The sequence below is a fragment of the Enterobacter sp. JBIWA005 genome (genome assembly GCF_019968805.1).
Taxonomy (GTDB): Bacteria; Pseudomonadota; Gammaproteobacteria; order Enterobacterales; family Enterobacteriaceae; genus Enterobacter; species Enterobacter vonholyi.
Genome location: NZ_CP074159.1, coordinates 839,285 through 865,661, shown reverse-complemented (window position 1 = coordinate 865,661; position 26,377 = coordinate 839,285). Strand labels below are relative to the sequence as shown.

At 54.5% G+C, this 26,377-nt stretch carries 24 protein-coding genes and 1 rRNA gene; 8 read left to right on the top strand and 17 right to left on the bottom strand.

All coding sequences use genetic code 11. The features are described 5' to 3' along the window. Positions 1-30: 30 nt before the first annotated feature. Both KGP22_RS04040 and gmhB read right to left on the bottom strand, forming a co-directional pair. Positions 31-1,570: ribosomal RNA gene (locus KGP22_RS04040) — 16S ribosomal RNA — on the bottom strand. A 368-nt stretch (positions 1,571-1,938) separates the two neighbouring features. Further along, positions 1,939-2,505 (bottom strand): D-glycero-beta-D-manno-heptose 1,7-bisphosphate 7-phosphatase, encoded by a 567-nt coding sequence (gene gmhB / locus KGP22_RS04035; protein WP_223581294.1) that lies wholly within the window; start codon positions 2,503-2,505, stop codon positions 1,939-1,941. A gap of 188 nt (positions 2,506-2,693) precedes the next feature. Between gmhB and metN the strand changes: the two genes are divergently transcribed. The 6 genes from metN (at position 2,694) to proS (ending at position 8,273) form a co-directional block, all read left to right on the top strand. Beyond that, the gene (gene metN, locus KGP22_RS04030) at positions 2,694-3,725 is read left to right on the top strand and encodes a methionine ABC transporter ATP-binding protein MetN (protein WP_223581293.1); all 1,032 of its coding nucleotides are present in this window, start codon (positions 2,694-2,696) and stop codon (positions 3,723-3,725) included. Continuing rightward, positions 3,718-4,371, top strand: coding sequence for a methionine ABC transporter permease MetI (locus KGP22_RS04025; protein ID WP_045285886.1), 654 nt, complete (start codon positions 3,718-3,720; stop codon positions 4,369-4,371). Before metN ends, KGP22_RS04025 begins: the two co-directional genes overlap by 8 nt. Before the next feature lie 40 nt (positions 4,372-4,411). Continuing rightward, positions 4,412-5,227 carry a methionine ABC transporter substrate-binding lipoprotein MetQ gene (metQ, locus tag KGP22_RS04020; protein WP_014168729.1) on the top strand — a complete coding sequence of 272 codons (816 nt, stop codon included), beginning with the start codon at positions 4,412-4,414 and terminating at the stop codon, positions 5,225-5,227. Between the two features lie 106 nt (positions 5,228-5,333). Then, positions 5,334-5,738 (top strand): Rcs stress response system protein RcsF, encoded by a 405-nt coding sequence (rcsF, locus tag KGP22_RS04015; protein WP_008501883.1) that lies wholly within the window; start codon positions 5,334-5,336, stop codon positions 5,736-5,738. Then, positions 5,735-6,442 (top strand): tRNA (N6-threonylcarbamoyladenosine(37)-N6)-methyltransferase TrmO, encoded by a 708-nt coding sequence (gene tsaA, locus KGP22_RS04010; RefSeq protein ID WP_115876395.1) that lies wholly within the window; start codon positions 5,735-5,737, stop codon positions 6,440-6,442. The genes rcsF and tsaA overlap by 4 nt, the downstream gene beginning before the upstream one ends. Before the next feature lie 112 nt (positions 6,443-6,554). Beyond that, entirely contained in the window at positions 6,555-8,273 is a 1,719-nt protein-coding gene (gene proS, locus KGP22_RS04005; RefSeq protein WP_223581291.1) for a proline--tRNA ligase, read from the top strand. Positions 8,274-8,320: 47 nt separating this feature from the next. On the opposite strand, the gene nlpE is transcribed toward proS, so the two are convergent. Genes nlpE through KGP22_RS03990 form a run of 3 tightly spaced genes read right to left on the bottom strand, consistent with a single transcriptional unit; the run spans position 8,321 to position 10,018 of the window. Next, positions 8,321-9,019, bottom strand: coding sequence for an envelope stress response activation lipoprotein NlpE (gene nlpE / locus KGP22_RS04000; protein WP_223581289.1), 699 nt, complete (start codon positions 9,017-9,019; stop codon positions 8,321-8,323). A 34-nt stretch (positions 9,020-9,053) separates the two neighbouring features. Then, entirely contained in the window at positions 9,054-9,476 is a 423-nt protein-coding gene (gene arfB / locus KGP22_RS03995) for an alternative ribosome rescue aminoacyl-tRNA hydrolase ArfB (protein WP_032649720.1), read from the bottom strand. Continuing rightward, on the bottom strand, positions 9,473-10,018 hold the full coding sequence (locus KGP22_RS03990; RefSeq protein WP_223581286.1) for a YaeQ family protein: 546 nt from the start codon (positions 10,016-10,018) through the stop codon (positions 9,473-9,475). Before KGP22_RS03990 ends, arfB begins: the two co-directional genes overlap by 4 nt. 196 nt (positions 10,019-10,214) lie before the next feature. Between KGP22_RS03990 and KGP22_RS03985 the strand changes: the two genes are divergently transcribed. Together KGP22_RS03985 and rof are read left to right on the top strand one after the other, a co-directional pair. Beyond that, positions 10,215-10,415: a YaeP family protein gene (locus tag KGP22_RS03985; protein ID WP_008501889.1), complete on the top strand. Its 201-nt coding sequence runs from the start codon at positions 10,215-10,217 to the stop codon at positions 10,413-10,415. Next, positions 10,402-10,662: a Rho-binding antiterminator gene (gene rof / locus KGP22_RS03980; protein ID WP_008501890.1), complete on the top strand. Its 261-nt coding sequence runs from the start codon at positions 10,402-10,404 to the stop codon at positions 10,660-10,662. The genes KGP22_RS03985 and rof overlap by 14 nt, the downstream gene beginning before the upstream one ends. A gap of 28 nt (positions 10,663-10,690) precedes the next feature. On the opposite strand, the gene tilS is transcribed toward rof, so the two are convergent. From tilS to bamA, 12 genes are all read right to left on the bottom strand, one after another. Continuing rightward, on the bottom strand, positions 10,691-11,980 hold the full coding sequence (tilS, locus tag KGP22_RS03975; protein WP_223581284.1) for a tRNA lysidine(34) synthetase TilS: 1,290 nt from the start codon (positions 11,978-11,980) through the stop codon (positions 10,691-10,693). Between the two features lie 58 nt (positions 11,981-12,038). Next, positions 12,039-12,428, bottom strand: coding sequence for a VOC family protein (locus KGP22_RS03970; RefSeq protein WP_023334583.1), 390 nt, complete (start codon positions 12,426-12,428; stop codon positions 12,039-12,041). 65 nt (positions 12,429-12,493) lie between these two features. After that, positions 12,494-14,626, bottom strand: coding sequence for a lysine decarboxylase LdcC (locus tag KGP22_RS03965; protein WP_223581282.1), 2,133 nt, complete (start codon positions 14,624-14,626; stop codon positions 12,494-12,496). Between the two features lie 100 nt (positions 14,627-14,726). Then, positions 14,727-15,686 (bottom strand): acetyl-CoA carboxylase carboxyl transferase subunit alpha, encoded by a 960-nt coding sequence (gene accA / locus KGP22_RS03960; RefSeq protein WP_111963988.1) that lies wholly within the window; start codon positions 15,684-15,686, stop codon positions 14,727-14,729. Positions 15,687-15,698: 12 nt separating this feature from the next. Next, entirely contained in the window at positions 15,699-19,181 is a 3,483-nt protein-coding gene (dnaE, locus tag KGP22_RS03955; protein ID WP_111963989.1) for a DNA polymerase III subunit alpha, read from the bottom strand. Between the two features lie 38 nt (positions 19,182-19,219). Beyond that, complete coding sequence (rnhB, locus tag KGP22_RS03950) at positions 19,220-19,816, bottom strand: ribonuclease HII (protein WP_008501897.1); 597 nt, start codon at positions 19,814-19,816, stop codon at positions 19,220-19,222. After that, complete coding sequence (gene lpxB, locus KGP22_RS03945) at positions 19,813-20,961, bottom strand: lipid-A-disaccharide synthase (RefSeq protein WP_111963990.1); 1,149 nt, start codon at positions 20,959-20,961, stop codon at positions 19,813-19,815. The genes rnhB and lpxB overlap by 4 nt, the downstream gene beginning before the upstream one ends. Then, positions 20,961-21,749: an acyl-ACP--UDP-N-acetylglucosamine O-acyltransferase gene (gene lpxA / locus KGP22_RS03940; RefSeq protein WP_023310462.1), complete on the bottom strand. Its 789-nt coding sequence runs from the start codon at positions 21,747-21,749 to the stop codon at positions 20,961-20,963. The genes lpxB and lpxA overlap by 1 nt, the downstream gene beginning before the upstream one ends. A gap of 3 nt (positions 21,750-21,752) precedes the next feature. After that, complete coding sequence (gene fabZ / locus KGP22_RS03935; protein WP_010426706.1) at positions 21,753-22,208, bottom strand: 3-hydroxyacyl-ACP dehydratase FabZ; 456 nt, start codon at positions 22,206-22,208, stop codon at positions 21,753-21,755. Between the two features lie 102 nt (positions 22,209-22,310). Next, positions 22,311-23,336 carry a UDP-3-O-(3-hydroxymyristoyl)glucosamine N-acyltransferase gene (gene lpxD / locus KGP22_RS03930; protein WP_111963991.1) on the bottom strand — a complete coding sequence of 342 codons (1,026 nt, stop codon included), beginning with the start codon at positions 23,334-23,336 and terminating at the stop codon, positions 22,311-22,313. A 3-nt stretch (positions 23,337-23,339) separates the two neighbouring features. Continuing rightward, the gene (skp, locus tag KGP22_RS03925; RefSeq protein WP_111963992.1) at positions 23,340-23,834 is read right to left on the bottom strand and encodes a molecular chaperone Skp; all 495 of its coding nucleotides are present in this window, start codon (positions 23,832-23,834) and stop codon (positions 23,340-23,342) included. A 122-nt stretch (positions 23,835-23,956) separates the two neighbouring features. Beyond that, a complete protein-coding gene (bamA, locus tag KGP22_RS03920; RefSeq protein ID WP_111963993.1) occupies positions 23,957-26,374 on the bottom strand; it encodes an outer membrane protein assembly factor BamA in 2,418 nt (805 codons plus the stop codon). Positions 26,375-26,377 lie beyond the last annotated feature (3 nt).

The following is a 26,377-nucleotide window of genomic DNA, read 5'->3' as shown; positions in this document are numbered from 1 at the left end:
GTGAGCACTGCAAAGGCAGGTTCTTTAAGGTAAGGAGGTGATCCAACCGCAGGTTCCCCTACGGTTACCTTGTTACGACTTCACCCCAGTCATGAATCACAAAGTGGTAAGCGCCCTCCCGAAGGTTAAGCTACCTACTTCTTTTGCAACCCACTCCCATGGTGTGACGGGCGGTGTGTACAAGGCCCGGGAACGTATTCACCGTAGCATTCTGATCTACGATTACTAGCGATTCCGACTTCATGGAGTCGAGTTGCAGACTCCAATCCGGACTACGACGCACTTTATGAGGTCCGCTTGCTCTCGCGAGGTCGCTTCTCTTTGTATGCGCCATTGTAGCACGTGTGTAGCCCTACTCGTAAGGGCCATGATGACTTGACGTCATCCCCACCTTCCTCCAGTTTATCACTGGCAGTCTCCTTTGAGTTCCCGGCCTAACCGCTGGCAACAAAGGATAAGGGTTGCGCTCGTTGCGGGACTTAACCCAACATTTCACAACACGAGCTGACGACAGCCATGCAGCACCTGTCTCAGAGTTCCCGAAGGCACCAATCCATCTCTGGAAAGTTCTCTGGATGTCAAGAGTAGGTAAGGTTCTTCGCGTTGCATCGAATTAAACCACATGCTCCACCGCTTGTGCGGGCCCCCGTCAATTCATTTGAGTTTTAACCTTGCGGCCGTACTCCCCAGGCGGTCGACTTAACGCGTTAGCTCCGGAAGCCACGCCTCAAGGGCACAACCTCCAAGTCGACATCGTTTACGGCGTGGACTACCAGGGTATCTAATCCTGTTTGCTCCCCACGCTTTCGCACCTGAGCGTCAGTCTTTGTCCAGGGGGCCGCCTTCGCCACCGGTATTCCTCCAGATCTCTACGCATTTCACCGCTACACCTGGAATTCTACCCCCCTCTACAAGACTCTAGCCTGCCAGTTTCGAATGCAGTTCCCAGGTTGAGCCCGGGGATTTCACATCCGACTTGACAGACCGCCTGCGTGCGCTTTACGCCCAGTAATTCCGATTAACGCTTGCACCCTCCGTATTACCGCGGCTGCTGGCACGGAGTTAGCCGGTGCTTCTTCTGCGGGTAACGTCAATCGCTGTGGTTATTAACCACAACGCCTTCCTCCCCGCTGAAAGTACTTTACAACCCGAAGGCCTTCTTCATACACGCGGCATGGCTGCATCAGGCTTGCGCCCATTGTGCAATATTCCCCACTGCTGCCTCCCGTAGGAGTCTGGACCGTGTCTCAGTTCCAGTGTGGCTGGTCATCCTCTCAGACCAGCTAGGGATCGTCGCCTAGGTGAGCCGTTACCCCACCTACTAGCTAATCCCATCTGGGCACATCTGATGGCAAGAGGCCCGAAGGTCCCCCTCTTTGGTCTTGCGACGTTATGCGGTATTAGCTACCGTTTCCAGTAGTTATCCCCCTCCATCAGGCAGTTTCCCAGACATTACTCACCCGTCCGCCGCTCGTCACCCAGGAGCAAGCTCCCTGTGCTACCGCTCGACTTGCATGTGTTAGGCCTGCCGCCAGCGTTCAATCTGAGCCATGATCAAACTCTTCAATTTAAGTTTGATGCTCGTGAATTAAACTTCGTAATGAATTACGTATGTTCACTCAGAGACTTGGTATTCATTTTTCGTCTTGCGACGTTAAGAATCCATGTCACTTTGAGTGCCCACACAGATTGTCTGATAAATTGTTAAAGAGCAGTGCAACGCGGCTTTCGCTCATCGTTGCGAGGTGGCGTATATTACGCTTTCCTCTTTCAGAGTCAACCCGTTATTTCAGAATTTTTTCTCTTCAACCGACCGGGCTGTTTGTGAAGTGATTCACATCCGCCGTGTCGATGGAGGCGCATTATAGGGGGCCGCCGAGGAATGACAAGCGGAAAAATGCATTTTTATTTCAACCGCTCACCTTTTCACCAAAAAGGCTATTTTTGGTGCTTTTTAATCTCTTTTGGCAGATCGGCCAGACTATTAATTACCCAATCCGCAGCATTCTCAGCTTCTGGCGTCACTGGCTTGCCGGTGCGTACTAATATTTTGGTCCCTACACCCGCTGCTGTGGCTGCCTGCATATCTTCCAGTTTATCGCCCACCATATAAGAAGCCGCCATATCAATGTGCAGGAACTCCTGCGCAGAGATGAACATCCCCGGATGCGGCTTACGGCAATCACAGGTCTGACGATACTCTTCTACGGTTCCTTGTGGGTGGTGCGGACAATAATAGATGCCATCGAGATCCACACCGCGGTCGGCCAGCGACCAGTCCATCCATTCCGTCAGCGTTTCGAACTGCGCTTCGGTGAATTTACCCCGTGCAATACCGGACTGGTTCGTCACGACCACCAGCGCATACCCCATCTCTTTCAGCTGGCGCATGGCATCTATTGCGCCCTCGATAAACTCGAACTCATCAATCTCATGGACATAACCGTGATCCACATTAATAGTTCCATCACGATCGAGAAAAATTGCGGGTACTGATTTTGCCACCGGTTTGCTCCTGAAAAAGGCATGTTCAACTAGTATCTCATGAATCGCAGCGCAATAAAGTGCTCATCGTGCATAGTTGGATTGATTTAGACGTCTGGATGCCTTAACATCCGTTTTGTTTACGGTCATCACCCGTATCTGGCAGAAGAAAATGCCACGGCTAACTTACATACGATAAAAATAATCTAATGATTAAACTTTCCAATATCACCAAAGTGTTCCAGCAGGGGAACCGAACCATTCAGGCGCTGAACAATGTCAGCCTGCATGTTCCTGCTGGTCAAATTTATGGCGTCATTGGCGCATCGGGTGCAGGAAAAAGCACGCTGATCCGTTGTGTTAACCTGCTTGAGCGTCCAACCCAGGGCAGCGTAGAAGTTGGCGGTCAGGAACTCACCGCCCTTTCAGAGAAAGAACTCACCAAAGCGCGTCGTCAGATTGGCATGATTTTCCAGCACTTTAACCTGCTGGCTTCCCGCACCGTGTTCGGCAACGTTGCCTTACCGCTTGAGCTGGATAACACGTCAAAAGAAGAAGTGAAGCGTCGCGTCACCGAACTGCTCGACCTCGTGGGTCTGGGCGATAAACATGATAGCTACCCGGCAAATCTGTCCGGCGGGCAAAAACAACGTGTGGCCATCGCCCGCGCGCTGGCCAGCAATCCTAAGGTACTGCTGTGCGATGAGGCCACCAGCGCACTGGATCCCGCAACCACGCGTTCTATTCTGGAACTGCTGAAGGACATTAATCGTCGTCTGGGCCTGACGATCCTCCTTATTACGCACGAGATGGATGTGGTGAAACGCATCTGCGACTGCGTGGCGGTCATTAGCAACGGTGAACTGATCGAGCAGGACACGGTAAGTGAAGTGTTCTCGCATCCGAAAACCCCGCTGGCGCAGCAGTTCATCCAGTCCACCCTGCATCTGGATATCCCGGAAGACTATCTGGAGCGTTTGAAGACTGAACCCGCTGCTGACAGCGTCCCGATGCTGCGCATGGAGTTCACCGGTCAGTCCGTTGATGCTCCCCTGCTTTCCGAAACCGCGCGTCGCTTTAACGTGAACAACAACATCATCAGCGCGCAGATGGATTACGCCGGTGGCGTGAAGTTCGGCATCATGCTGACAGAAATGCACGGCACACAAGAAGAAACCCAGGCAGCCATTGCCTGGCTGCAAGAACATCACGTAAAAGTAGAGGTACTGGGTTATGTCTGAGCCGATGATGTGGCTGCTGGTTCGCGGCGTTTGGGAAACGCTGGCAATGACCTTTGTCTCTGGCTTCTTTGGTTTTGTGATTGGCCTGCCGGTCGGCGTGTTGCTGTACGTGACGCGTCCGGGTCAAATCATTGAGAACGCGAAGCTGTACCGTACGCTCTCTGCGCTGGTGAACATCTTCCGTTCTATCCCGTTCATTATTTTACTGGTGTGGATGATTCCGTTTACCCGAGTGATCGTCGGAACGTCTATCGGTCTGCAGGCGGCGATCGTTCCGCTGACCGTTGGCGCTGCGCCGTTTATCGCCCGTATGGTGGAGAACGCCTTGCTGGAGATCCCAACCGGTTTGATCGAAGCTTCCCGTGCGATGGGTGCCACGCCGATGCAGATCGTCCGCAAGGTTCTGCTGCCTGAGGCGCTGCCAGGGCTGGTGAATGCGGCAACTATAACGCTTATCACCCTGGTCGGTTATTCCGCGATGGGCGGTGCCGTTGGTGCCGGCGGTTTAGGTCAGATTGGTTACCAGTACGGCTATATTGGATATAACGCGACCGTGATGAATACCGTTCTGGTATTGCTGGTTATTTTGGTTTACTTAATCCAGTTCTCTGGCGATCGCATCGTCCGGGCTGTTACGCATAAATAACGTTACACACAACACAAACTCTACGAGTTAAGGATAAAACATGGCGTTTAAATTAAAGACCTTCGCAGCAGTAGGCGCGCTGATCGGCTCTCTGGCACTGGTGGGTTGCGGTCAAGACGAAAAGGATCCAAACCACATTAAAGTGGGCGTTATCGTAGGTGCAGAACAGCAGGTTGCGGAAGTTGCTCAGAAAGTGGCAAAAGAGAAGTATGGCCTGGACGTGGAGCTGGTGACCTTCAACGATTACGTTCTGCCGAACGAAGCGCTGAGCAAAGGCGATATCGACGCGAATGCCTTCCAGCATAAGCCATACCTGGATCAGCAGATTAAAGATCGCGGCTATAAACTGGTGGGCGTGGGTAACACCTTCGTTTATCCGATTGCCGGTTACTCTAAGAAAATTAAATCACTGGACGAACTGCAGCCAGGCTCTCAGGTTGCCGTGCCTAACGACCCGACTAACCTTGGTCGTTCCCTGCTGCTGCTGCAGAAAGTGGGCCTGATCAAACTGAAAGACGGTGTTGGCCTACTGCCAACCGTTCTGGACGTCACCGAGAACCCGAAAAATCTGAAAATTGTTGAACTGGAAGCACCGCAGCTGCCACGTTCCCTGGACGATGCACAGATTGCCCTGGCCGTTATCAACACCACTTACGCCAGCCAGATTGGCCTGACGCCAGCTAAAGACGGTATCTTTGTTGAAGATAAAGACTCCCCGTACGTTAACCTGATCGTGACTCGCGAAGACAACAAGGACGCGGAAAACGTGAAGAAATTCGTTCAGGCCTATCAGTCAGATGAAGTTTACCAGGAAGCCAACAAAGTGTTTAACGGCGGCGCTGTTAAAGGCTGGTAATCTCACCTCAGTGTAATATCATCAGGACGGGCTTATGCCCGTCTTGTCATTTGTGCAGTCAACTGATTCAATATCTGACGTTTTGATTATCCATTGAGGAAATATTATGCGTGCTTTACCGATCTGTCTTTTAGCACTCATGCTGAGCGGCTGTTCTATGCTAAGCAGATCTCCCGTTGAACCTGTTCAAAGCACGGCAACCCCGCCAAAGACCGAGCCTGCGAAACCGAAAGTGGTTCGCCCTGCGCCGGTTCGTATTATCACGAAAGCGGACGAACTCGTCGGTAAACCGTTCCGTGAACTGGGCGAAGTGAGCGGCGAATCCTGTCAGGCGACCAATCAGGACTCACCACCAAATATTCCGACAGCGCGTAAACGCATGCAGATTAATGCCGCAAAAATGAAAGCTAACGCGGTTCTGCTGCACAGCTGTGAAGTCACCAGCGGCACGCCGGGCTGCTACCGTCAGGCGGTTTGCATCGGTTCTGCGCTGAACATCACGGCGAAATGAGTGCATTTCAGTTCGAGCAGATAGGCGTTATCCACTCTCCTTATAAAGAGAAGTTCGCCGTCCCTCGCCAGCCCGGTCTGGTCACCAGCGGAAGCGGTGAGCTTCACCTGATTGCGCCTTACAATCAGGCCGATGCGGTACGCGGGCTCGAGGCTTTCAGCCATTTATGGGTGGTGTTCGTGTTTCACCAGACGATGGAAGGCGGCTGGCGACCTACCGTGCGTCCTCCTCGTCTTGGCGGTAATGCGAGAATGGGCGTGTTTGCAACGCGCTCGACCTTCCGTCCAAACCCGGTTGGCATGTCGCTGGTTGAACTGAAAGGCATACGCTGCCAGAAAGATCGGGTGATACTGGAGTTAGGTAGCCTGGACCTGGTCGACGGCACGCCGGTTATCGACATCAAGCCCTATTTGCCCTTCGCCGAAGCGCTCCCGAACGCGCGTGCAAGTTATGCTCAGGACGCACCACAGGCGGACATGCCGGTGTATTTTACGCCTGAGATAACCGCACAGCTCGGTCAGCTGGAGAAACGCTATCCTCGCTTACGGGATTTCATCACCGAAGTTCTGGCACAGGACCCGCGCCCGGCCTACCGTAAAGAAGAGGAAGCAGGAAAAACGTACGCCGTCTGGCTGATGGATTTTAACGTTCGCTGGCGCGTCACCGGGGCAGGTTTTGAAGTGTTTGCCCTTGAACCCAGGTAATTTTGTTCTCCTCTCTTTTGGCATCTTTACCACACTGGTAAACTAAACCACTTTTTTTGTGTCAGGCTGGTGTTTCAGCCTGTTCCAATCGTCGAAATGGAACCGTAACAACATGCGTACTAGCCAATATCTGCTCTCCACTCTGAAGGAGACGCCTGCCGACGCCGAAGTGATCAGCCATCAGCTGATGCTGCGCGCCGGGATGATCCGCAAGCTGGCCTCCGGGTTATATACCTGGCTGCCGACCGGCGTGCGCGTCCTGAAAAAAGTCGAAAACATCGTGCGTGAAGAGATGAACAACGCCGGTGCTATCGAGGTGTCCATGCCTGTGGTTCAGCCCGCTGACCTGTGGCAGGAGAGTGGCCGTTGGGAACAATATGGTCCTGAACTGCTGCGCTTCGTCGATCGCGGCGAGCGTCCGTTCGTTCTCGGCCCAACGCATGAAGAAGTTATTACCGACCTGATTCGTAATGAGCTGAGCTCTTACAAACAGCTGCCGCTGAACTTCTTCCAGATCCAGACCAAGTTCCGTGACGAAGTTCGCCCGCGTTTCGGCGTCATGCGCTCTCGCGAATTCCTGATGAAAGATGCCTACTCTTTCCATACCTCTCAGGAATCACTGCAAGAGACTTACGACGCAATGTACGCGGCATACAGCAAAATCTTCTCCCGCATGGGTCTGGATTTCCGTGCTGTGCAGGCTGATACCGGCTCCATCGGCGGTAGCGCATCCCATGAGTTCCAGGTACTGGCGCAGAGCGGTGAAGACGATGTGATCTTCTCTGACTCTTCAGACTACGCGGCGAACATCGAATTTGCAGAAGCGCTGGCACCAAAAGAACCGCGTGCTGCGGCAACGCAAGAGATGACGCTGGTTGATACGCCAAACGCGAAAACCATCGCTGAGCTGGTTGAGCAGTTCAATCTGCCGATCGAAAAAACCGTGAAAACGCTGCTGGTGAAATCCACCGAAGGCAGCGCTTACCCGCTGGTTGCCCTGCTGGTGCGTGGCGATCATGAGCTGAACGAAGTGAAAGCCGAGAAGCTGCCGCAGGTAGCCAGCCCGCTGACGTTCGCCACGGAAGCGGAAATCCGCGCCGTGGTCAATGCGGGTCCAGGTTCACTGGGTCCAGTCAATCTGCCGGTGCCTGTTGTTATTGACCGCACGGTAGCCGCGATGAGCGACTTCTCCGCTGGTGCGAACATCGACGGTAAACACTACTTCGGCATCAACTGGGATCGCGACGTGGCGACGCCGGAAGTGGCTGACATCCGTAACGTGGTCGCAGGCGATCCAAGCCCGGACGGTCAGGGTACCCTGATGATTAAGCGCGGCATCGAGGTCGGTCACATCTTCCAGCTGGGCGATAAATACTCTCGTGCGCTGAACGCCGCCGTTCAGGGCGAAGATGGCCGTAACCAGATCCTGACCATGGGTTGCTACGGTATCGGGGTGACGCGCGTGGTGGCTGCGGCGATTGAGCAGAACTACGACGAGCGCGGCATCGTCTGGTCGGACAATATCGCGCCGTTCCAGGTCGCCATTCTGCCAATGAACATGCACAAGTCTTACCGCGTGCAGGAGCTGGCCGAGAAGCTGTATGCCGAGCTGCGCGCTCAGGGCATCGAAGTGCTGATGGATGACCGTAAAGAGCGTCCGGGCGTGATGTTCGCCGATATGGAACTGATCGGCATCCCACATACCGTCGTTATCGGCGACCGTAACCTCGACAGCGATGAGATTGAATACAAATACCGTCGCAGCGGCGAAAAACAGATGATCAAGACCGGCGACATCCTTGATTACCTGGTGAAAGCCATTAAAGGCTAAACAAAAAACCCCGCTCAGGCGGGGTTTTTTAATGGTGCTACGTCAGCTTATTTACTGTTACAGTCTTTGCCCGCAATAAATTTCGCGCCTTTATCCGCCACCAGCGTTTTCACCATCTCTCCGCTATCCGGGTTTGCTTCAAGCGTAAAGTGACCGTCAACCGTCAGCAATACCGGCTTGCTGTCATTACCGCGTGCCACGGCGTAATCACGTTCAAGCTGCGCATTGTTTGCCACGCTAACCTTCCTGCCGGTTGCGCAGTCGGTAAAGATCGCCGCATCCGCCATATAGAAGTACATCCCCCGCATTGCCATAGGCGTGGCAGGCAGAGCCGCTTTTACCGGCGCAAGCGTGTAGTTGAACTGGGATTCAATCGGGTTGCCTTCGCGGTCAAGCATCTCCATCCCCTCGCCTTTGGCTCGGAAAAAGGTTTTCTCACCGGAGGTATCCGTCAGAACCAGCTTCTCAGCCGTACGCGCCCATGTTCCGTAAGTTGCAAATGACGAGGGTTCTTTAGCGCCCTGATAGCGCTGGTTCATTACCCAGGTGCCGTCTTTTTGCAGGAACAGAGACGTTTCAATGCCTTCGCAGTCTGCGCAAGGCAATACGCCGCGCCAGCTCTGCTGCATTGGTTTTAACTCTTCCGTTTGCGTGGGTTGTAACATCTGCGTTTCGGAGCGGTTGTTACACCCGAAAAGCGCAAACAGCGTGCTCACTGCCATCGCTGACCATAATGCTTTTTTCACAATGAATTCCTTATGAAAATTGTGTTCCCTTTCGTCACTCTGTTGGGCGACGAACTTTACCGCGTAGTGCTTTCACTGTGGATTTTTGGGCCTTCGAGGACAGCCGACGCTCTTTCGATGCGCGGGTTGGCCGCGTTGCCCGGCGGCTTTTTTGTACTGCCGTTAATTCTTTGATGACCGCCACCAGCCTGGCTATCGCCGCTTCCCGGTTGAGCTCCTGGCTGCGGTACTCCTGGGCTTTGATCACAATCACACCATCGCTGGTGATCAGGTGATGGCTGGCAGCAAGCAGGCTTTCTTTATAATACTCTGGCAGGCTCGAGGCCCGAATGTCAAAACGCAAATGGATAGCCGTCGACGCCTTGTTGACGTGCTGCCCACCGGCCCCCTGAGCACGGATGGCGGTAATCTCCAGCTCGTTGTCAGGAATGCTGACGTTACGGGACAAGACGATCATGACGCGGGCTGCCACGCCGTCAAATGAATTTCCAGATTATTCTGAGAATCAGAGAGCCAGATGGCGCCATCCTGAATCGTCGCCTGCAACACCATGGTCCGGCTGGCAAACTCGCTCAGCTGAGCCAGCTGCTCATCATCCAGATACCAAACCGTGAGATTTTTAAACTGTCCGCACTTGCTCTTGTTTTGCTGCCACCAAATCTCCGCAGCACGCTGATTATACGCGAATAAGGCCACTTCAGCGGACTGGGTGCAGGCCTTCTTAATTCTGCGCTCGTCAGGCAGGCCGAGTTCGATCCACAAGTCGATACCCAGATGATCGTTGCGCAGCCAGGCTTCAGGCTCGTCTTCTGCGCTTAACCCACGGGTAAACTGCAGACGCTCGTCGGCGTACTTAATCCACGCCAGCAGGCGCAGCATCATGCGCTCCTGGGTTTCGGAGGGATGGCGTGCCAGCGTAAGCGACGCGTCGAGGAACTGGTTGCGACCAAGATCGGCCACATTGACCACTGCTTTATAAATTGTCGCTTTCAGCGCCATGAGAGAACTCCATTCGAATCAGGCACTCATTGTAGCGAAAACCGCGGCAAAAGGCTGTTATGGGATGATAAATACACCGCTATCAAGGCGCTGATATTGCTTAAATGAGTATGGTATAGTCACCTTGCTAAACCGAGTTTATCTTCGTAGGCTTAATGATATCTCACAGTAAGTCAGTGCGCTGGCGGGAGGGGATGTGAATAATTATTGTGAGTTAATTCGCAAACGGTATGCGGAAATCGCCAGCGGAGATCTGGGGTATGTCCCGGACGCGTTGGGCTGTGTATTGAAAGTGCTTAATGAAGTGGCCTCTGATGAGAGCCTTTCAGAGTCAGTCAGGGAAAAAGCAGCATATGCTGCGGCGAATTTACTGGTGAGCGATTATGTCGATGAATGATACTTATCAACCCATCAATTGTGATGACTATGACAACCTCGAACTCGCCTGCCAGCATCATTTATTACTGACGCTGGAGCTAAAAGATGGCGAAGTGTTGAAGGCAAAAGCCAGCGATCTGGTTTCACGCAAGAATGTGGAATACCTGATAGTGGAAGATGCCGGTGCGACGCGTGAGCTGCGTCTGGACAAAATAGCCAGCTTCAGCCACCCGCAAATCGGCACCGTCGTGGTGAGCGAATCCTGATGACACTAACGGGCAGCCTGGCTGCCCGTTACGCTTTCTGCCACTCAAAACGGACACCCTCTTCTGTCCAACCCTCTTCCGTAATGAAAACCCCTGCCGCAGCAATCAACGTTTCACCATAGAACAGCAGCGGCGTGGTGTCGCGCAGCCACGGCGGCACGTTGCACTCCTGCCAGATTTTCTTCAGCTTGCGTCCCCCGTTGCGCCCGACAATATGCAGCACGCCGCCAGCCTTGAAGCGCACGGTGACCGGTTCACCGGGCTTCGGCAGCCGCACATGACCAGACGACAGGAGAGAAACGCGTCCTGCCTCACCGGGCAATACCAGCGGTGCGTCAGGAGAAAGCCAGTCGAGCACTACATCAGTCAGCGAGGGCATGGACTTTATCCACCAGAGTTCCCCTTTATAGCGTCTAACGTCAAAACCATTCAGGTGGACGCACGGGGAAGCATCATCCCGCGCCATGGCAACTTCGTCCCAGATACGGCTCAGCATCGCCCGCGATGGCATTGCCGCATGATGAGAGGCCAGCCAGCGGCGTAACAGCGCGGCGCGACGTACCGGGCTCATCGCTTGCATCGGGGCGATCGCCAGCCCTCCGTCGGCAGAAATCAGCCCAGCCAGCTCGCCGCTCAACAGCTCGTCCAGCAACGACTCCTGTTCGGCGCACAGCATGGCGCTTCTTGCCGTCGCGTCGGCGAAATGCGGCCAGCGCTCGCTTAAAAGCGGAAGGACGCGCAGACGAAGGAAGTTGCGGTCATAGCCGTCATCCCGGTTGCTCTCATCTTCAATCCAGTTCAGCTGATATTCTCGCGCCCAGGCTTCAAGCGAGGCGCGCGTCTCGCCAAGCAGCGGACGCAGTAACGTTGTGCCGGCAAATTCAGAACGCGCCGGCATGGCAGAAAGCCCCGCCGGCCCGCTGCCCCGCTTAAGCGCCAGCAGAAAGGTTTCACACTGATCGTCCAGGTGCTGGGCCGTGACCAGCGCTTCTCCAGCACGTAATGCCCCGGCAAACGCGGCATAGCGGGCTTTACGCGCCTGCGCCTCGATGCCCAGCCCTTCCTCTACCAGCGTGATGCGCTCGACGAGGAGCGGGATCGCCCATGCCGCACACAAGGCTTCGCAGTGCGCCACCCACTCCTCTGCGTGAGGACTTAATCCGTGATGAATATGCATCGCCCGGAGCTGGACGTCAGGTTCCCGATCGCGCCAGCGCTTAAGGCGATGGAGCAGAACGGTGGAATCCAGGCCACCGCTAAACCCCACCAGCAGCTGGCGGTACGGTGAAACGGCTTGTGCGATAGCGGGTAAGGTCATAGGGAATTACACATAAAAAATGCCCGAGCTGAGCGGGCATTATCACACAGGACGAACATTACTGCTGATAAAGCTCCAGCGGCAGGCCGTCCGGGTCGTTGAAAAAGGTAAAGCGCTTGTCGGTGAACGGATCGACGCGAATCGCTTCGCACGTCACGCCGTGTGCTTCCAGATGCTTAACTGCGCTATCCAGGTCATCGACGCTGAAGGCGAGATGGCGCAGGCCGCAGGCTTCCGGGCGGGACGGACGAGCAGGAGGAAAAGGAAAAGAGAACAGTTCAATCACATACTGCCCGTTTAACGCCAGGTCACCCTTCCAGGAGTCGCGCTCCTCGCGGTAGGCCTCACTCATAAGCGTGAAGCCAAGGATGTCGCAGTAGAAGGCCTTACTTTTCGCGTAATCGGTCGCAATGATCGCAATATGATGAACAGCTTTTAAACCCAGCATAGCTTCTCCTTTTTATGATCCCTGAACGTTACAACCGAAAACCCGCACCATGCAAGCGGTCACCCTTATTTTAGGACTCGCACCCAGTAAACGCCGTTTTCGTCGCGCTTCGCACCGTGGATATCCGTCTCAAAACCGGGATAGTGACGCCCTACCGAACAAAGCATCAGCAGGAAATCGAGCACGGCCCGACTCTCTTCGGTAATCATCTCTCCCGGCATCAGGAGCGGTACGCCCGGTGGGTAGGGCAGGATCATGTTCGCCGATACGCGCCCGACCAGGTTTTCCAGCTCAACGGTTTCGACCTCCCCTTTCACCTGGCGCTGCCATGCCTTGTGCGGGGTAAACTTCATCTCCGGTAAGACATCGAACGCCTGAAGCATCAGACGCGGCAGATCGTGCTGACGGATCAGCCTGTGGATCCCCTGGGCCAGATCCTGAATGCGCATATTACGGTAGAAGTCAGGATCCTCCGCATAGAGATCCGGCAGCATGTTCTTCACCCGCAGGTTGAGATCGTAGGCTCGCTTAAACTCCATCAGCCCGCGCAGCAATCCCATCGCCCGGGTTTTGTCGATCCCGATGCTGAACAGGAACAGCAGGTTATAGGGACCGGTTTTCTCCACCACCACGCCACGTTCATCAAGGAATTTCGCGACCAGCGCGGCCGGAATACCTTCATCGCTCATCCTGCCCTGCTCGTCCATGCCCGGCGTCAGGATCGTCACTTTTACCGGGTCGAGGAACATATGGTCGCTATCGGCATCCCGGAAGCCATGCCAGTCTTCGCCGGGCGAGACGGGCCAGCATTCTGCCTCATCAATCTCTTCCGGCTGCCAGATATCAAAGAACCAGCCGTCGGCTTCATCTTTCAGCCGCTGCACCTCTTTACGGAAATGCAGCGCGCGCTCCACCGAACGGTTGATGAGACGTTTACCCGGGTTGCCGCGCAGCATCGCCGCGGCCGTTTCGATAGACGCCACCAGCGGATAGCTCGGCGAGGTGGTGGTATGCATCATAAAGGCTTCGTTAAAGGTCTCTTCGTCGTACTCGCCTTTAATGTGAATAAGCGAAGCCTGGGAAAACGCGGCCAGCATTTTGTGCGTCGACTGCGTTTCGAAGAATACTTTGCCCGGCACGCGCTCGCCGCTCATGCCGCTTTTACCCGCGTAAATCGGGTGGAAATTGGTGTACGGTACCCACGCGGAATCGAAGTGGATCGACGGCACATCCAGCGTCTTTTTGATCCAGTTCGTGTTGTACAGCAGACCGTCGTAGGTCGAGTTGGTGATGACCGCATGGACAGGCCAGCCTGCGCCGGGCACTGCCGCGACCTTGCTTTCAATGACTTCATGCGTGAACTCCCGTCGCGGAATGCCGCCAAGAATACCGAGCGCGTTACGCGTGGGCGACAGCCAGAGCGGTACAACGTCGCTCATCATCAGCAGGTGCGCCAGCGACTTATGGCAGTTACGGTCAATCAGCAGGGTACTCCCCGCAGGCGCGGCATACATTCCGACGATTTTGTTCGAGGTTGAGGTGCCGTTGGTCACCATATAGCTCTGCTCGGCCCCAAAGGTGCGGGCGATATACTCTTCGGCTTCCAGATGAGGGCCGGTGTGATCCAGCAGAGAGCCTAATTCGGTGACCGAAATTGACACGTCCGCTTTCAGCGTGTTGCCACCAAAGAAATCATAGAACAGGCAGCCCACCGGGCTTTTTTGGTAGGCCGTCCCCGCCATATGGCCTGGCGTACAGAAGGTATATTTCCCCTCCTTCACGTAGGTGAAGAGCGCGCGGGTAAACGGCGGAGTGATGTTATCAAGATATTCATTCGTGTATTGCTGAATTCGGGTCGCAATATCATCCGCCACGCCGAGGGAATATTCAAAAAACCACAGCGCCATACGCATATCATTGGCGCTGACGTCCATGGTTGAGTGAGTATTAATAAATGCGTACAGCGGGAGGTATTCGTTCAGCTTGTTGATGTCGCTGCACAGTTCGAGATCATATTCGTCCCAGTCGAAGATCACGCCGCAGATACGCGGGTTGTGCTCGATGAACTTCAGCAGGTCGGCGCTGTTGTGCGGCCAGATTAGCTGATACCCGCGCGACTGCAGGGCTTGCTCCAGCTCCTTAATCGGCTCATCTTTATAAAAGACGCCGTGTGGCCCCATAATGGCAATGATATTCATGGGCTTCCTCCCTTAAAAACATTAGCTAAGCATAGCCCGGCTAAACCGCAGGTATAAAAAAAGCCGCAACAGTGTGCGGCTTTTCAGATAATTGTGAAGCTTACGCGTAACCGTAGGTCATCAGACGCTGGTAACGGCGGTTGAGCAGATCTTCTGTACTCAGCACGTCCAGGTCCGCCAGGTCTGCCAGCAGTTGCGCTTTCAGAGACGCTGCCATCACTTCCGGCTTACGATGTGCGCCACCCAGCGGTTCCGGGATGATGGAATCGATCAGCTTCAGCTCTTTCAGGCGTGGCGCAATGATGCCCATTGCTTCTGCAGCCAGCGGCGCTTTGTCGGCGCTTTTCCACAGAATGGATGCACAGCCTTCCGGGGAGATAACGGAATAGGTACTATACTGCAGCATATTCACTTTATCGCCCACGCCAATTGCCAGCGCACCGCCGGAGCCACCTTCACCGATAACTGTACAGATGACCGGCACCTTCAGACGAGACATCTCGCGCAGGTTGCGCGCGATGGCTTCAGACTGACCGCGCTCTTCCGCGCCCACGCCAGGGTATGCACCCGGTGTGTCGATGAAGGTGATGATTGGCATGTTGAAACGCTCAGCCATCTCCATGAGACGCAGGGCTTTACGGTAGCCTTCTGGTGCTGGCATACCGAAGTTACGACGGATTTTCTCTTTGGTTTCACGACCCTTCTGATGACCAATGATCATCACCGGGCGTCCGTCCAGACGCGCGATACCGCCAACGATAGCTTTGTCGTCAGCGTATGCGCGATCGCCTGCCAGTTCGTCAAATTCGTCAAACGCCAGGCGGACATAATCCAGGGTGTACGGACGCTGTGGATGGCGAGCCAGCTGGGCCACCTGCCATGCGCCAAGATCGGCAAAGATTTTGCGCGTCAGCTCTACGCTTTTCTCGCGCAGACGATGCACTTCTTCGTCGATGTTAATATCCAGTTTTTCATCCTGACGGCTTACCGCTGTCAGAGAATCGATTTTCGCTTCCAGCTCAGCAATCGGCTGTTCGAAATCAAGGAAATTCAGACTCATAGTATTCCTGTATTAGTCAAACTCCAGTTCCACCTGCTCCGAACCAATGAGGCCACGGAGATCGTTCAGTAAACGATCGCTCGGAGAGACACGCCACGTTGCACCAAAGCGCAACCGCGCACGTGCATCCGCCCTCTGATAGTAGAGATGTACTGGAATTGTCCCCGAGCGGTGGGGTTCCAGAGACTGACGGAGTCGGTTTAAAAGCTGGTCATCAATTTGCCTGTCCGTCAGCGAGATAGCAAGCCCGCGAGCATATTTTTCCCGGGCTTCGTCAATGTCCATCACTTCGCGGGCGGTCATTTTAAGCCCCCCACTGAAGTCATCAAAGCTGACCTGTCCGCTGACGATAAGTATGCGGTCTTTTTCCAGCAATTGCTGGTATTTATCCAACGCGTCGGTGAACAGCATCACCTCCAGACGCCCGGAACGGTCATCCAACGTACAGATGCCGATACGATTGCCGCGCTTGGTGACCATAACCCTTGCAGCAATCACGAGCCCCGCAGCCGTAGTGATTTTACCACGTTCTGTCGGATGCATGTCTTTAAGCCTGTGGCCGCCGACATAGCGCTCAATTTCTTTAATGTACTGGTTGATCGGGTGTCCCGTCAGGTACAAGCCTAACGTTTCACGCTCCCCATCCAGTACCACCTGTTCTGGCCACGGCTGGCAGTTGGAATAGGATTGCTCGATCTGCTCTGGCTCTTCCGCCAGCACACCGAACATATCTGCCTGACCAATGGCTTCCGCTTTTGCGTGCTGATCCGCCGCTTTCAGGGCGTCGCCGAGGGAATTCATCAGCGCGGCGCGGTGCGGCCCCAGCCTGTCAAACGCGCCGGACATGATCAGTTTTTCCAGCACGCGACGGTTCAGTTTTTTGGTATCGGTACGGGCGCAAAGATCGAACAGTTCGCGGAAATACCCGCCGTTGTTGCGCGCTTCGATGATCGCCTCGATCGGACCTTCGCCTACGCCTTTGATCGCGCCGATCCCGTAAACGATCTCTCCGTCATCGTTGACGTGGAAGTGGTAGAGCCCTGAGTTAATATCCGGCGGCAGGATCTTGAGTCCCATGCGCCAGCACTCGTCCACCAGGCCAACCACCTTCTCGGTGTTATCCATATCCGCGGTCATTACCGCCGCCATAAATTCAGCAGGATAGTGCGCCTTCAGCCACAGCGTTTGATACGACACCAAAGCATAGGCGGCGGAGTGAGATTTGTTAAATCCGTACCCGGCGAATTTCTCCACCAGGTCGAAGATTTTCATCGCCAGCTCGCCGTCAACGCCGTTTTTCTTCGCCCCGTCTTCAAAAATGGAGCGCTGCTTGGCCATCTCTTCCGGCTTTTTCTTACCCATCGCACGACGCAGCATGTCCGCGCCGCCGAGCGTATAGCCGGAAAGCACCTGGGCAATCTGCATGACCTGTTCCTGATACAGGATTATGCCGTATGTTGGTTCCAGTACCGGCTTCAGGCTTTCGTGCTGCCACTGAACGTCCGGGTAAGAAATCTCTTCGCGACCGTGCTTACGGTCGATAAAGTTATCTACCATCCCTGATTGCAGTGGGCCCGGACGGAACAGGGCTACCAGTGCGATCATATCTTCGAAGCAGTCAGGCTGCAGACGTTTAATCAGATCTTTCATGCCGCGGGATTCAAGCTGGAAGACGGCTGTCGTCTCCGAGCGCTGCAGCATGTCGAAACTTTTCTTGTCATCCAGCGGGATGGCGGCAATGTCTATCGGCTCAAGACCCTGCTTTTCCCGGCGCGGGTTGATCATCTTCAGTGCCCAGTCGATGATCGTCAGCGTACGCAGGCCGAGGAAGTCAAACTTCACCAGCCCGGCGTATTCCACGTCGTTCTTGTCAAACTGAGTAACCGGATGCTCACCGGCTTCATCGCAGTAGAGCGGCGCGAAGTCGGTAATTTTGGTCGGCGCAATAACCACGCCCCCCGCATGCTTACCGGCGTTACGCGTGACGCCTTCAAGCTTGCGCGCCATGTCGATCAGCGCTTTGACCTCTTCGTCCGCCTCGTAGATTTCCGGCAGCTGCGGCTCGGCTTCAAACGCTTTTGCCAGCGTCATGCCCGGATCGGGCGGCACCAGCTTAGAAATGCGATCGACAAACCCGTACGGGTGACCCAGCACGCGGCCCACGTCGCGGATAACCGCTTTCGCCGCCATCGTACCGAAGGTAATGATCTGCGATACCGCGTCACGGCCGTACATATCGGCCACGTGCTCAATCACCTGGTCGCGTTTCTCCATGCAGAAGTCGACGTCGAAGTCGGGCATCGAAACACGTTCCGGGTTGAGGAAACGTTCGAACAGCAGGTCGAATTCCAGCGGATCGAGGTCGGTAATTTTCAGCGCATACGCCACCAGCGAGCCCGCACCGGAGCCACGGCCCGGACCTACCGGCACGCCGTTATCTTTCGACCACTGGATAAACTCCATAACGATCAGGAAGTAGCCCGGGAAGCCCATCTGGTTGATCACCTGGAGTTCAATGTCCAGGCGTTCGTCATACTCAGGACGACGCTTTTTACGCTCTTCTTCATCCGGGAACAGGAATTCCAGACGCTCTTCCAGACCTTCTTTTGATTTCGCGACCAGGAAATCTTCCGTGGTCATGTCACCCGTCGGGAACTGCGGCAGGAAGTATTCGCCGAGGCGGACGGTAACGTTGCAGCGCTTGGCGATCTCTACGCTGTTTTCCAGCGCTTCGGGAATATCGGAGAAGAGTTCACACATCTCCTCCTCGCTGCGCATGTACTGTTGAGCGGAGTAATTACGCGGCCGCTTCGGATCGTCGAGCGTAAAGCCATCGTGGATCGCCACGCGAATTTCGTGCGCGTCAAAATCTCCCGGTTCGAGAAAGCGTACATCGTTTGTCGCGACGACGGGCAGACCGCGTTCTTCCGCAAGTGCGACCGCCGCATGAAGATAGCTCTCTTCGTCCTGGCGACCGGTGCGGATCAACTCCAGATAATAACGATCCGGGAAATACTCTTCGTAGAACGAGACGCATTGATCCACCAGCGCGCTGTTACCGCGCAGCAGTGATTTGCCGACGTCACCCATACGGCCACCGGAGATCAGCAGCAGCCCTTCGTTGAGCTCGGCCAGCCAGTCGCGGTCGATCCACGGGCCCAGCGCACCATATCCGCGCTGATAGGCTTTTGAGATAAGCAGCGTGAGGTTTTGGTAACCCGTGTTGTTCATCGCCAGCACGGAGATTTGCGTCAGTTCATCCCCGATGAGGTCGCTCTGCACGTGGAAATCCGCGCCGACGATGGGCTTTATCCCCGCGCCGTGCGCTGTTCCGTAGAACTTCACCAGGCCACACAGGTTGGTAAAATCGGTGATCGCCAGCGCAGGCATGCCAAGGGAGGCCGCCTTTTTTACCAGCGGCCCGGTCTTCGCCAGCCCATCGATCATGGAGTAGTCGCTATGCACCCGCAGGTGTACGAAACGTGGTTCAGCCATCTTCAGATTCCGCGTTACTTAATTGCTTGCGTATTGATTCAGGACACCCGTCCCAGCGCGCGTTTCACCGGGCCGAAACTGCGCCGGTGGTGTTCGGTTGCGCCATGTTCAGCCAGCCTCTCCAGGTGGAAAGGTGTGGGATACCCCTTGTGCTGGGCGAAACCGTACTGAGGGTAAGTGAGGTCCAGCGCGGCCATTTCAGCGTCGCGCGTCACTTTGGCAATAATAGAAGCTGCGCTAATTTCTGCGACCCGGCTATCGCCTTTGACTACCGCCATTGAAGGCATGGGCAATGCCGGACAGCGGTTGCCGTCAATCAGGACATATTCCGGGGAAATTTTCAGGCCCGCTACCGCACGCTGCATCGCCAGCATCGTGGCGTGCAAAATATTCAGTTCATCTATTTCATGCGGTTCAGCGCGCCCCAGGCTCCAGGCCAGCGCCTTCTCCTGAATCTCACTAAACAGCGCCAGCCGGCGCTTTTCAGACAATTTTTTAGAGTCGTTCAGCCCGACGATCGGCCGAGCCGGATCGAGGATCACCGCAGCGGTCACCACTGCCCCGACTAACGGACCACGACCCACTTCGTCCACGCCCGCCACAAGGTGGGTGTGAGGATAAACAAATTCCATCATTTCGCTAGCTCCAGCACCGCATCGGCCGCTTGCTCATCAGCATTACAGCGGATCAGTTGATGCAGTTCGCGGAAGGTATCGTGCATCTGGTGGCTGGTCTTGCCGTTGGCGAGCAGCGGCAGCAGCGCATCGGCAAGCGCCTGCGGCTGGCACTCATCCTGCAGCAGTTCTTTCACCAGCTCGCGCCCGGCAAGCAGGTTCGGCAGGGAGACATAATCCGTTTTCACCAGACGTTTTGCCAGCCAGAAAGTGAACGGCTTCATGCGATAACCGACCACCATCGGACATTTCGCCAGCATGCATTCCAGCGCCGCCGTGCCGGAGGCCAGCAGTGCGGCATCGCTCGCATACATCGCTTCCCGCCCTTTGCCGTCCAGAAGACGGACGTGGAGATCCGGGGCGACGTCAGCTTTGATGCGCTCAAACTGCTCGCGGCGTTTGGCATTCACCAGCGGCACGACAACTTCGAGATCGGGGTACGTCTGGCGAAGAATTTGCGCTGTCTTGAGGAAATCGGCGCTCAGCATCTCAACCTCTGCGCCACGGCTGCCCGGCAGCAAGGCCAGACAGTGCACATCATGGGGAATGCCCAGCACGTCGCGCGCCGCGTTTTTATCCGGATCCAAGGGCATCGCATCCGCCATGGTATGACCGATAAAACGGCACGGAACATTAAATCTGTCGTAAAACGCTTTTTCGAAAGGCAGAAAAGCCAGCACCAGGTTGGTGGACCGTCCGATTTTGAAAACGCGTTTCTGTCGCCACGCCCAGACGGACGGACTGACGTAGTGAATCGTTTTGATACCCTGCTTTTTCAGATTCCCTTCGAGGGTAATGTTGAAATCAGGTGCATCGATACCGACAAACACATCGGGTTTGAGTTCGGTAAAACGACGGGTGAGATCGGCGCGGATGTGCAGCAAACGGCGTAGCCGCCCCAGCACCTCAACGATGCCCATCACGGCGAGCTCTTCCATTTCATACCAGGCTTCACAGCCTTCGGCCTGCATTAGCGGGCCAGCAACGCCGATAAAGCGAGCATTGGGTACACGCGCCTTAAGCGCGCGGATGAGACCTGCACCAAGAATATCGCCGGAGGTTTCTCCGGCGACCAGGGCTATCGTAAGCGGACGACTGTCGACCATTAACGAATCAGACCCCTAGTAGAACGGTCAAAGAATTCCATGAACGCGTTCACTTCCGGGTGCTTATTCGCCAGCTCGGCAATTTCCGGCTTCGCCTCTTCCAGCGTTTTACCGCTACGGTACAGCAGTTTGTACGCGTTGCGGATGGCAGTAATCGCTTCGCGACTAAAACCACGACGCTTGAGGCCTTCGATGTTCACGCCAAACGGCGTGGCATGGTTGCCCTGCGCAATCACATACGGTGGGACGTCCTGCGCCACACCGGAGCATCCGCCAACCATCACGTGCGCACCAATGATGCAGAACTGATGGACTGCGGTCATGCCGCCAATAATTGCGAAGTCATCAACCGATACGTGTCCTGCCAGCGTTGCGTTGTTGGCAAGAATACAGCGGTCACCTACGGTACAGTCGTGCGCGATATGCGCATTAACCATAAACAGGTTATCGCTGCCCACCTTCGTCAACCCACCACCCTGTACTGTTCCACGATGAATGGTGACGCTTTCGCGAATACGGTTACGATCGCCAATTTCCAGACGGGTCGACTCACCAGCATATTTCAGATCCTGGTTAACTTCGCCGATGGAAGCGAACTGATAGATCTCGTTATTGCAGCCAATGGTCGTGTGACCGTTCACGACAACGTGAGATTTCAGTACTGTACCCTCACCAATTTCGACATGGGGTCCAACAATACAAAACGGGCCAATATGGACGTTAGCGCCAATGATGGCACCGGTTTCCACAATAGCGGTAGGATGAATAAAGGCGGATTTATCAATCACGTATCAGGACTCCCGGCTACGAGCACACATCATCGTCGCTTCGCAAACAACTTTGCCGTCAACCAGCGCTACGCCTTTGAAGCGAGTCAGGCCACGACGCGTTTTTTCAAAAGTGACTTCCATGATCATCTGATCACCAGGCACGACAGGGCGCTTAAAGCGCGCTTCATCAATACCCGCGAAGTAATACAGCTCACCTGGCTCCAGTTTACCGACGCTTTTAAACGCCAGAATACCGGTAGCCTGAGCCATCGCTTCCAGAATCAACACACCCGGGAAGATAGGCTTACCAGGGAAGTGCCCCTGGAAGAACGGCTCGTTCACGGAAACATTTTTCACTGCGCGCAGAAAACGACCTTCTTCAAAATCCAGCACACGGTCTACCAGCAGAAACGGGTAGCGGTGCGGCAGAAGTTCTAAAATCTCTTCAATATGCAGAGTATGAGTGTCAGTAGTCAAAATACTCTTCCTGTCAAAATGTACTGATAACAATAATAACACGGCCTGCCGGTTTATTAGAAAGCCGACAGGCCGGGAAAAATAGCGTTAAACGGATGACGCTTAATCTTGTTGATCGATCTTACGCTCAAGAGACTTGAGGCGCTTGTTCATATCATCAATGTTCATCACCAGAGCTGCTGTTTTACGCCATACCTTGTTGGGCTGAAGCGGAATGCCGGAGGAATAGACGCCAGGTTCAGTGATAGGACGCATTACCATGCCCATTCCCGTCACGGTGACCTTGTCGCATATTTCCATATGGCCATTAATCACGCTCGCGCCGCCAATCATGCAATAACGGCCAATTTTCAGGCTGCCTGCCATGATGACGCCACCCGCAACCGCGGTATTGTCGCCAATCACAACGTTATGCGCAATCTGGCACTGGTTATCGATGATAACACCATTGCCAATGATCGTGTCGTCAAGCGCGCCACGGTCAATGGTGGTACAGGCGCCGATCTCTACGCGATCGCCAATAATAACGCGACCAAGCTGCGGGATCTTAACCCAGTTACCGCGATCGTTAGCGTAACCAAAGCCATCGGAACCAATCACGGTGCTGGACTGGACGAGGCAATTTTCGCCAATTTCAACGTCATGATAAACGGACACGTTGGCCCATAAACGGGTCCCGGCGCCGATTTTCGTATTTTTCCCAACGAAGCAACCTGGGCCAATGACGACGTTATCGCCCAGCACAACGCCGGATTCGATAACCGCATTCGCGCCAACGGCGACGTTGTTACCCAGCCTGGCCGTCGCATCAATCGCTGCACTGGCAGCAATGTTCTGGGCCGGCTGCGGCGTGGTATCGAGAATTTGAGCCATGCGAGCATACGTCAGGTAGGGGTTTTTCACTACCAGCGCACTTACAGTGGCAAATGGAAGATCGTCCTGCGTCAGTACAACAGCTGACGCCTGGCATTGAGCCAGTTGCTCACGGTACTTAGGGCTTACCATGAAGGTAATCGTGCCAGCTTTAGCAGATTGCATGGACGCAACAGCGGTGATGACGATATCGCCATCACCGTGTAATTCTGCATCCAACTGCTGAGCTAAATCAGCCAGTCGAATTGAAGGCATTACTTATTTAACCTGTTTCAGAACATCAGCAGTGATGTCTTTAACATCTTTGCTGTTGAAAGCAACGGCGTTCGCATCAACAACCAGATCGATGCTCTGATCGGCAGCCACTGCTTTAACAGCGCTCTGAATGCGAGTCACCAGCTTGCCGCGTTCTTCGTTAGAACGACGCTGACGATCCTGCTCGAAAGCCTGCGCTTTCTGGGAGAACGTCTGGCGCTGAGCCATTACGTCTTTTTCCAGCTTGCTGCGGTCGCTTGCCTTCATGGTAGAACCATCACGCTGCAGACGCTGCATTTTGGACTGAAGATCGTTTTCCATACCCTGCAGTTCGCTTGCACGGCCTTTGAATTCGTTTTCCAGAGTCGCAGAAACACCTGTTTTCTGTGCAACCTGCTGGAACAAATTACCCATGTTGACGATTGCAATTTTGTCTGCTGCCTGAGCAGAAGTTGCCATCGCTAAACCGAGACCTGCAGCTAATAACCACTTTTTCACAATTAACTCCTTACCATCCCATTGGCACCAGAAGGTACCGTTCTTTGCGTGGCAAGGCGACCGTGTTACCGATCGCCAGTTGTCAGCGCTACACTGCCAACGCATTCCTTTGCAGCGGATTATTACCAGGTTTTACCAATGTTAAACTGGAATTGCTCCGCTTTGTCTCCATCGTATTTCTTAAACGGCTGGGCGTAAGAGAAGACCAACGGCCCCAGCGGTGACATCCATTGTAATGCGATACCGGCAGACATGCGAATATTGCTCGGATCGCTGTAGTCTGGAACGCCCTCTGCGCGCATCTGGGCAGTATTCTGCCAGTTGGTATCCCACACGGTACCTGCATCCCAGAAGAAGGACGTACGGACCGAGTTCGCGTATTTATCACTAATAAACGGCGTTGGCGTGATGAACTCCAGGCTGGCAACAGCCATGGCGTTACCGCCCACCGCGTCATCAGAGCTACAGACTTCGGAAGAGGAAGACTTATTACAGTTATCTTTGTCGTTCCCGCCGTAGTAAACCGCTTTCGGACCAATGTTGTTGGACTGGAAACCACGAACGGTGCTGGAGCCACCCGCATAGAAGTTTTCATAGAACGGCAGTTCTTTGCCACCCAGACCATCGCCATAGCCCCAACGGGTACGACCCAGAACCACCCACTTATGATCGTCATCGATCGGGAAGTAGGATGCGGTATCAAGCGTGACCTTATAGAACTCGTTATCGGAACCCGGAACTGTAACTTTACCGTTCAGGTTGACGCGAGAACCTTCCGTTGGGAAGTAGCCGCGGTCGAGACGGTTATAGGTCCAACCGTAGTTAAAGGTGAAGTCATCCGCCGCGAAGCCATTGTCATGACCAGTTTTGCTGGTTGACTGGCCGATAGAGTCCAGATAACGCCACATCGCCACCTGAGGTTGCATGTTGGACAGGTCGTTATGCACGTAACCTAAGCCCGCACGCAGGGTGTTGTATTCGTTAACCGGGAAGCCAAGCGTACCGTCTACACCGTAACTCTTGTTGGTGTAAGAAGACAGATCCGCGTCGTCTGCTTTAAAGTCGTTATAGAAAATACGACCGCCCAGGCTCACACCGTCAACGGTGAAGTATGGGTTAGTTACAGAGAACTCGGAGTAGGTCTGGTAGTCGTTTTTGGTGCCGTTAATACCGACAGAGTAACCTGTACCCAGCCAGTTATCCTGCTGCACGCCGACCTGGAAGCTGACGCCGCTTTCAGTACCGTAGCCCACACCGAAGTTGAAGCTACCGGTGTTGCGCTCTTTCACTTTATAAACGACATCAACCTGATCCGGGCTGCCCGGTACGCGCTGGGTATCGGTATCCACCGTTTCAAAATAACCCAGACGGTTCAGACGCTCTTTACCCTGATCAACGAGGTCGCTACCCAACCATGCGCCTTCCATCTGACGCATTTCGCGACGCAGAACGGAATCTTTGGAGGTGTCGTTACCGACGAAGCGGATCTTACGCACGTAGAAACGGTTGCCCGCATCAACATTCACATGCAGCTTAACGGTTTTATCCGCGTCATTGATTTCAGGCTGAGTCTGTACGCGCGGATAGGCATAACCATAGCGGCCGAGCAGCTTCTTAATGCTGTCTTCCATTTTGGTTACTTTGGAACCGCTATACAGGTCGCCTGGCTGAATTTTGGTCAGCGATTCGATTTCGGCAGAATGCCCCGCCAGATTACCACTCACTTCAACACCAGAAAGCTTGTACTGCTCGCCTTCAGTGATGTTAACCGTGATGTAGATACCTTTCTTGTCCGGAGTCAGACTGACCTGAGTCGAGTCGATGTTGAAACGCGCATAGCCACGATCGAGATAGTAGCTGCGCAGGGTTTCAAGGTCGCCCGCCAGTTTCTGTTTCTGGTATTTGCGATCGCCTACCACGTTCCACCATGGCACTTCATCGCGCAGCTGGAAGGTGGAGATCAGTTCGTCGGTGCTGAACGCATGGTTGCCGACAATGTTGATCTGCTGGATCTTCGCAGAAACACCTTCCTGGAAGACCAGCTTCAGGTCAACACGGTTACGTGGCAGCGGAGTAACAACCGCTTTCACGCTGGCGCTGTATTTACCGACGCTGTAGTAGAAGTCTTCCAGACCTTTTTCAATGTCTGAAAGGGTTGTGCGGTCCAGAGATTCACCCACACGAACACCCGATGCTTCAAGGTTTTGCTTGAGCATGTCATCTTTCACCGACTTGTTACCGGAGAAAGTGATACTGGCGATCGTTGGACGTTCTTTTACCTGTACCAGCAGCGTATCACCATCGCGCAGGACGCGAACGTCCTCAAAGTTGCCGGTGGCAAACAGAGCACGGATGGTGTTACTGATATCATCATCATTAACCGTATCGCCGGGGCGTACAGGCATACTGAGGAGGGCCGCACCAACGGCGACACGCTGGAGGCCTTCGAAATGAATGTCTTTCACTACGAACCCGTCAGCACCGTATACGGTGGCGCTGCTAAACAGCAGCGACGCTATGAGCAACTTTTTCATCGCCATCGT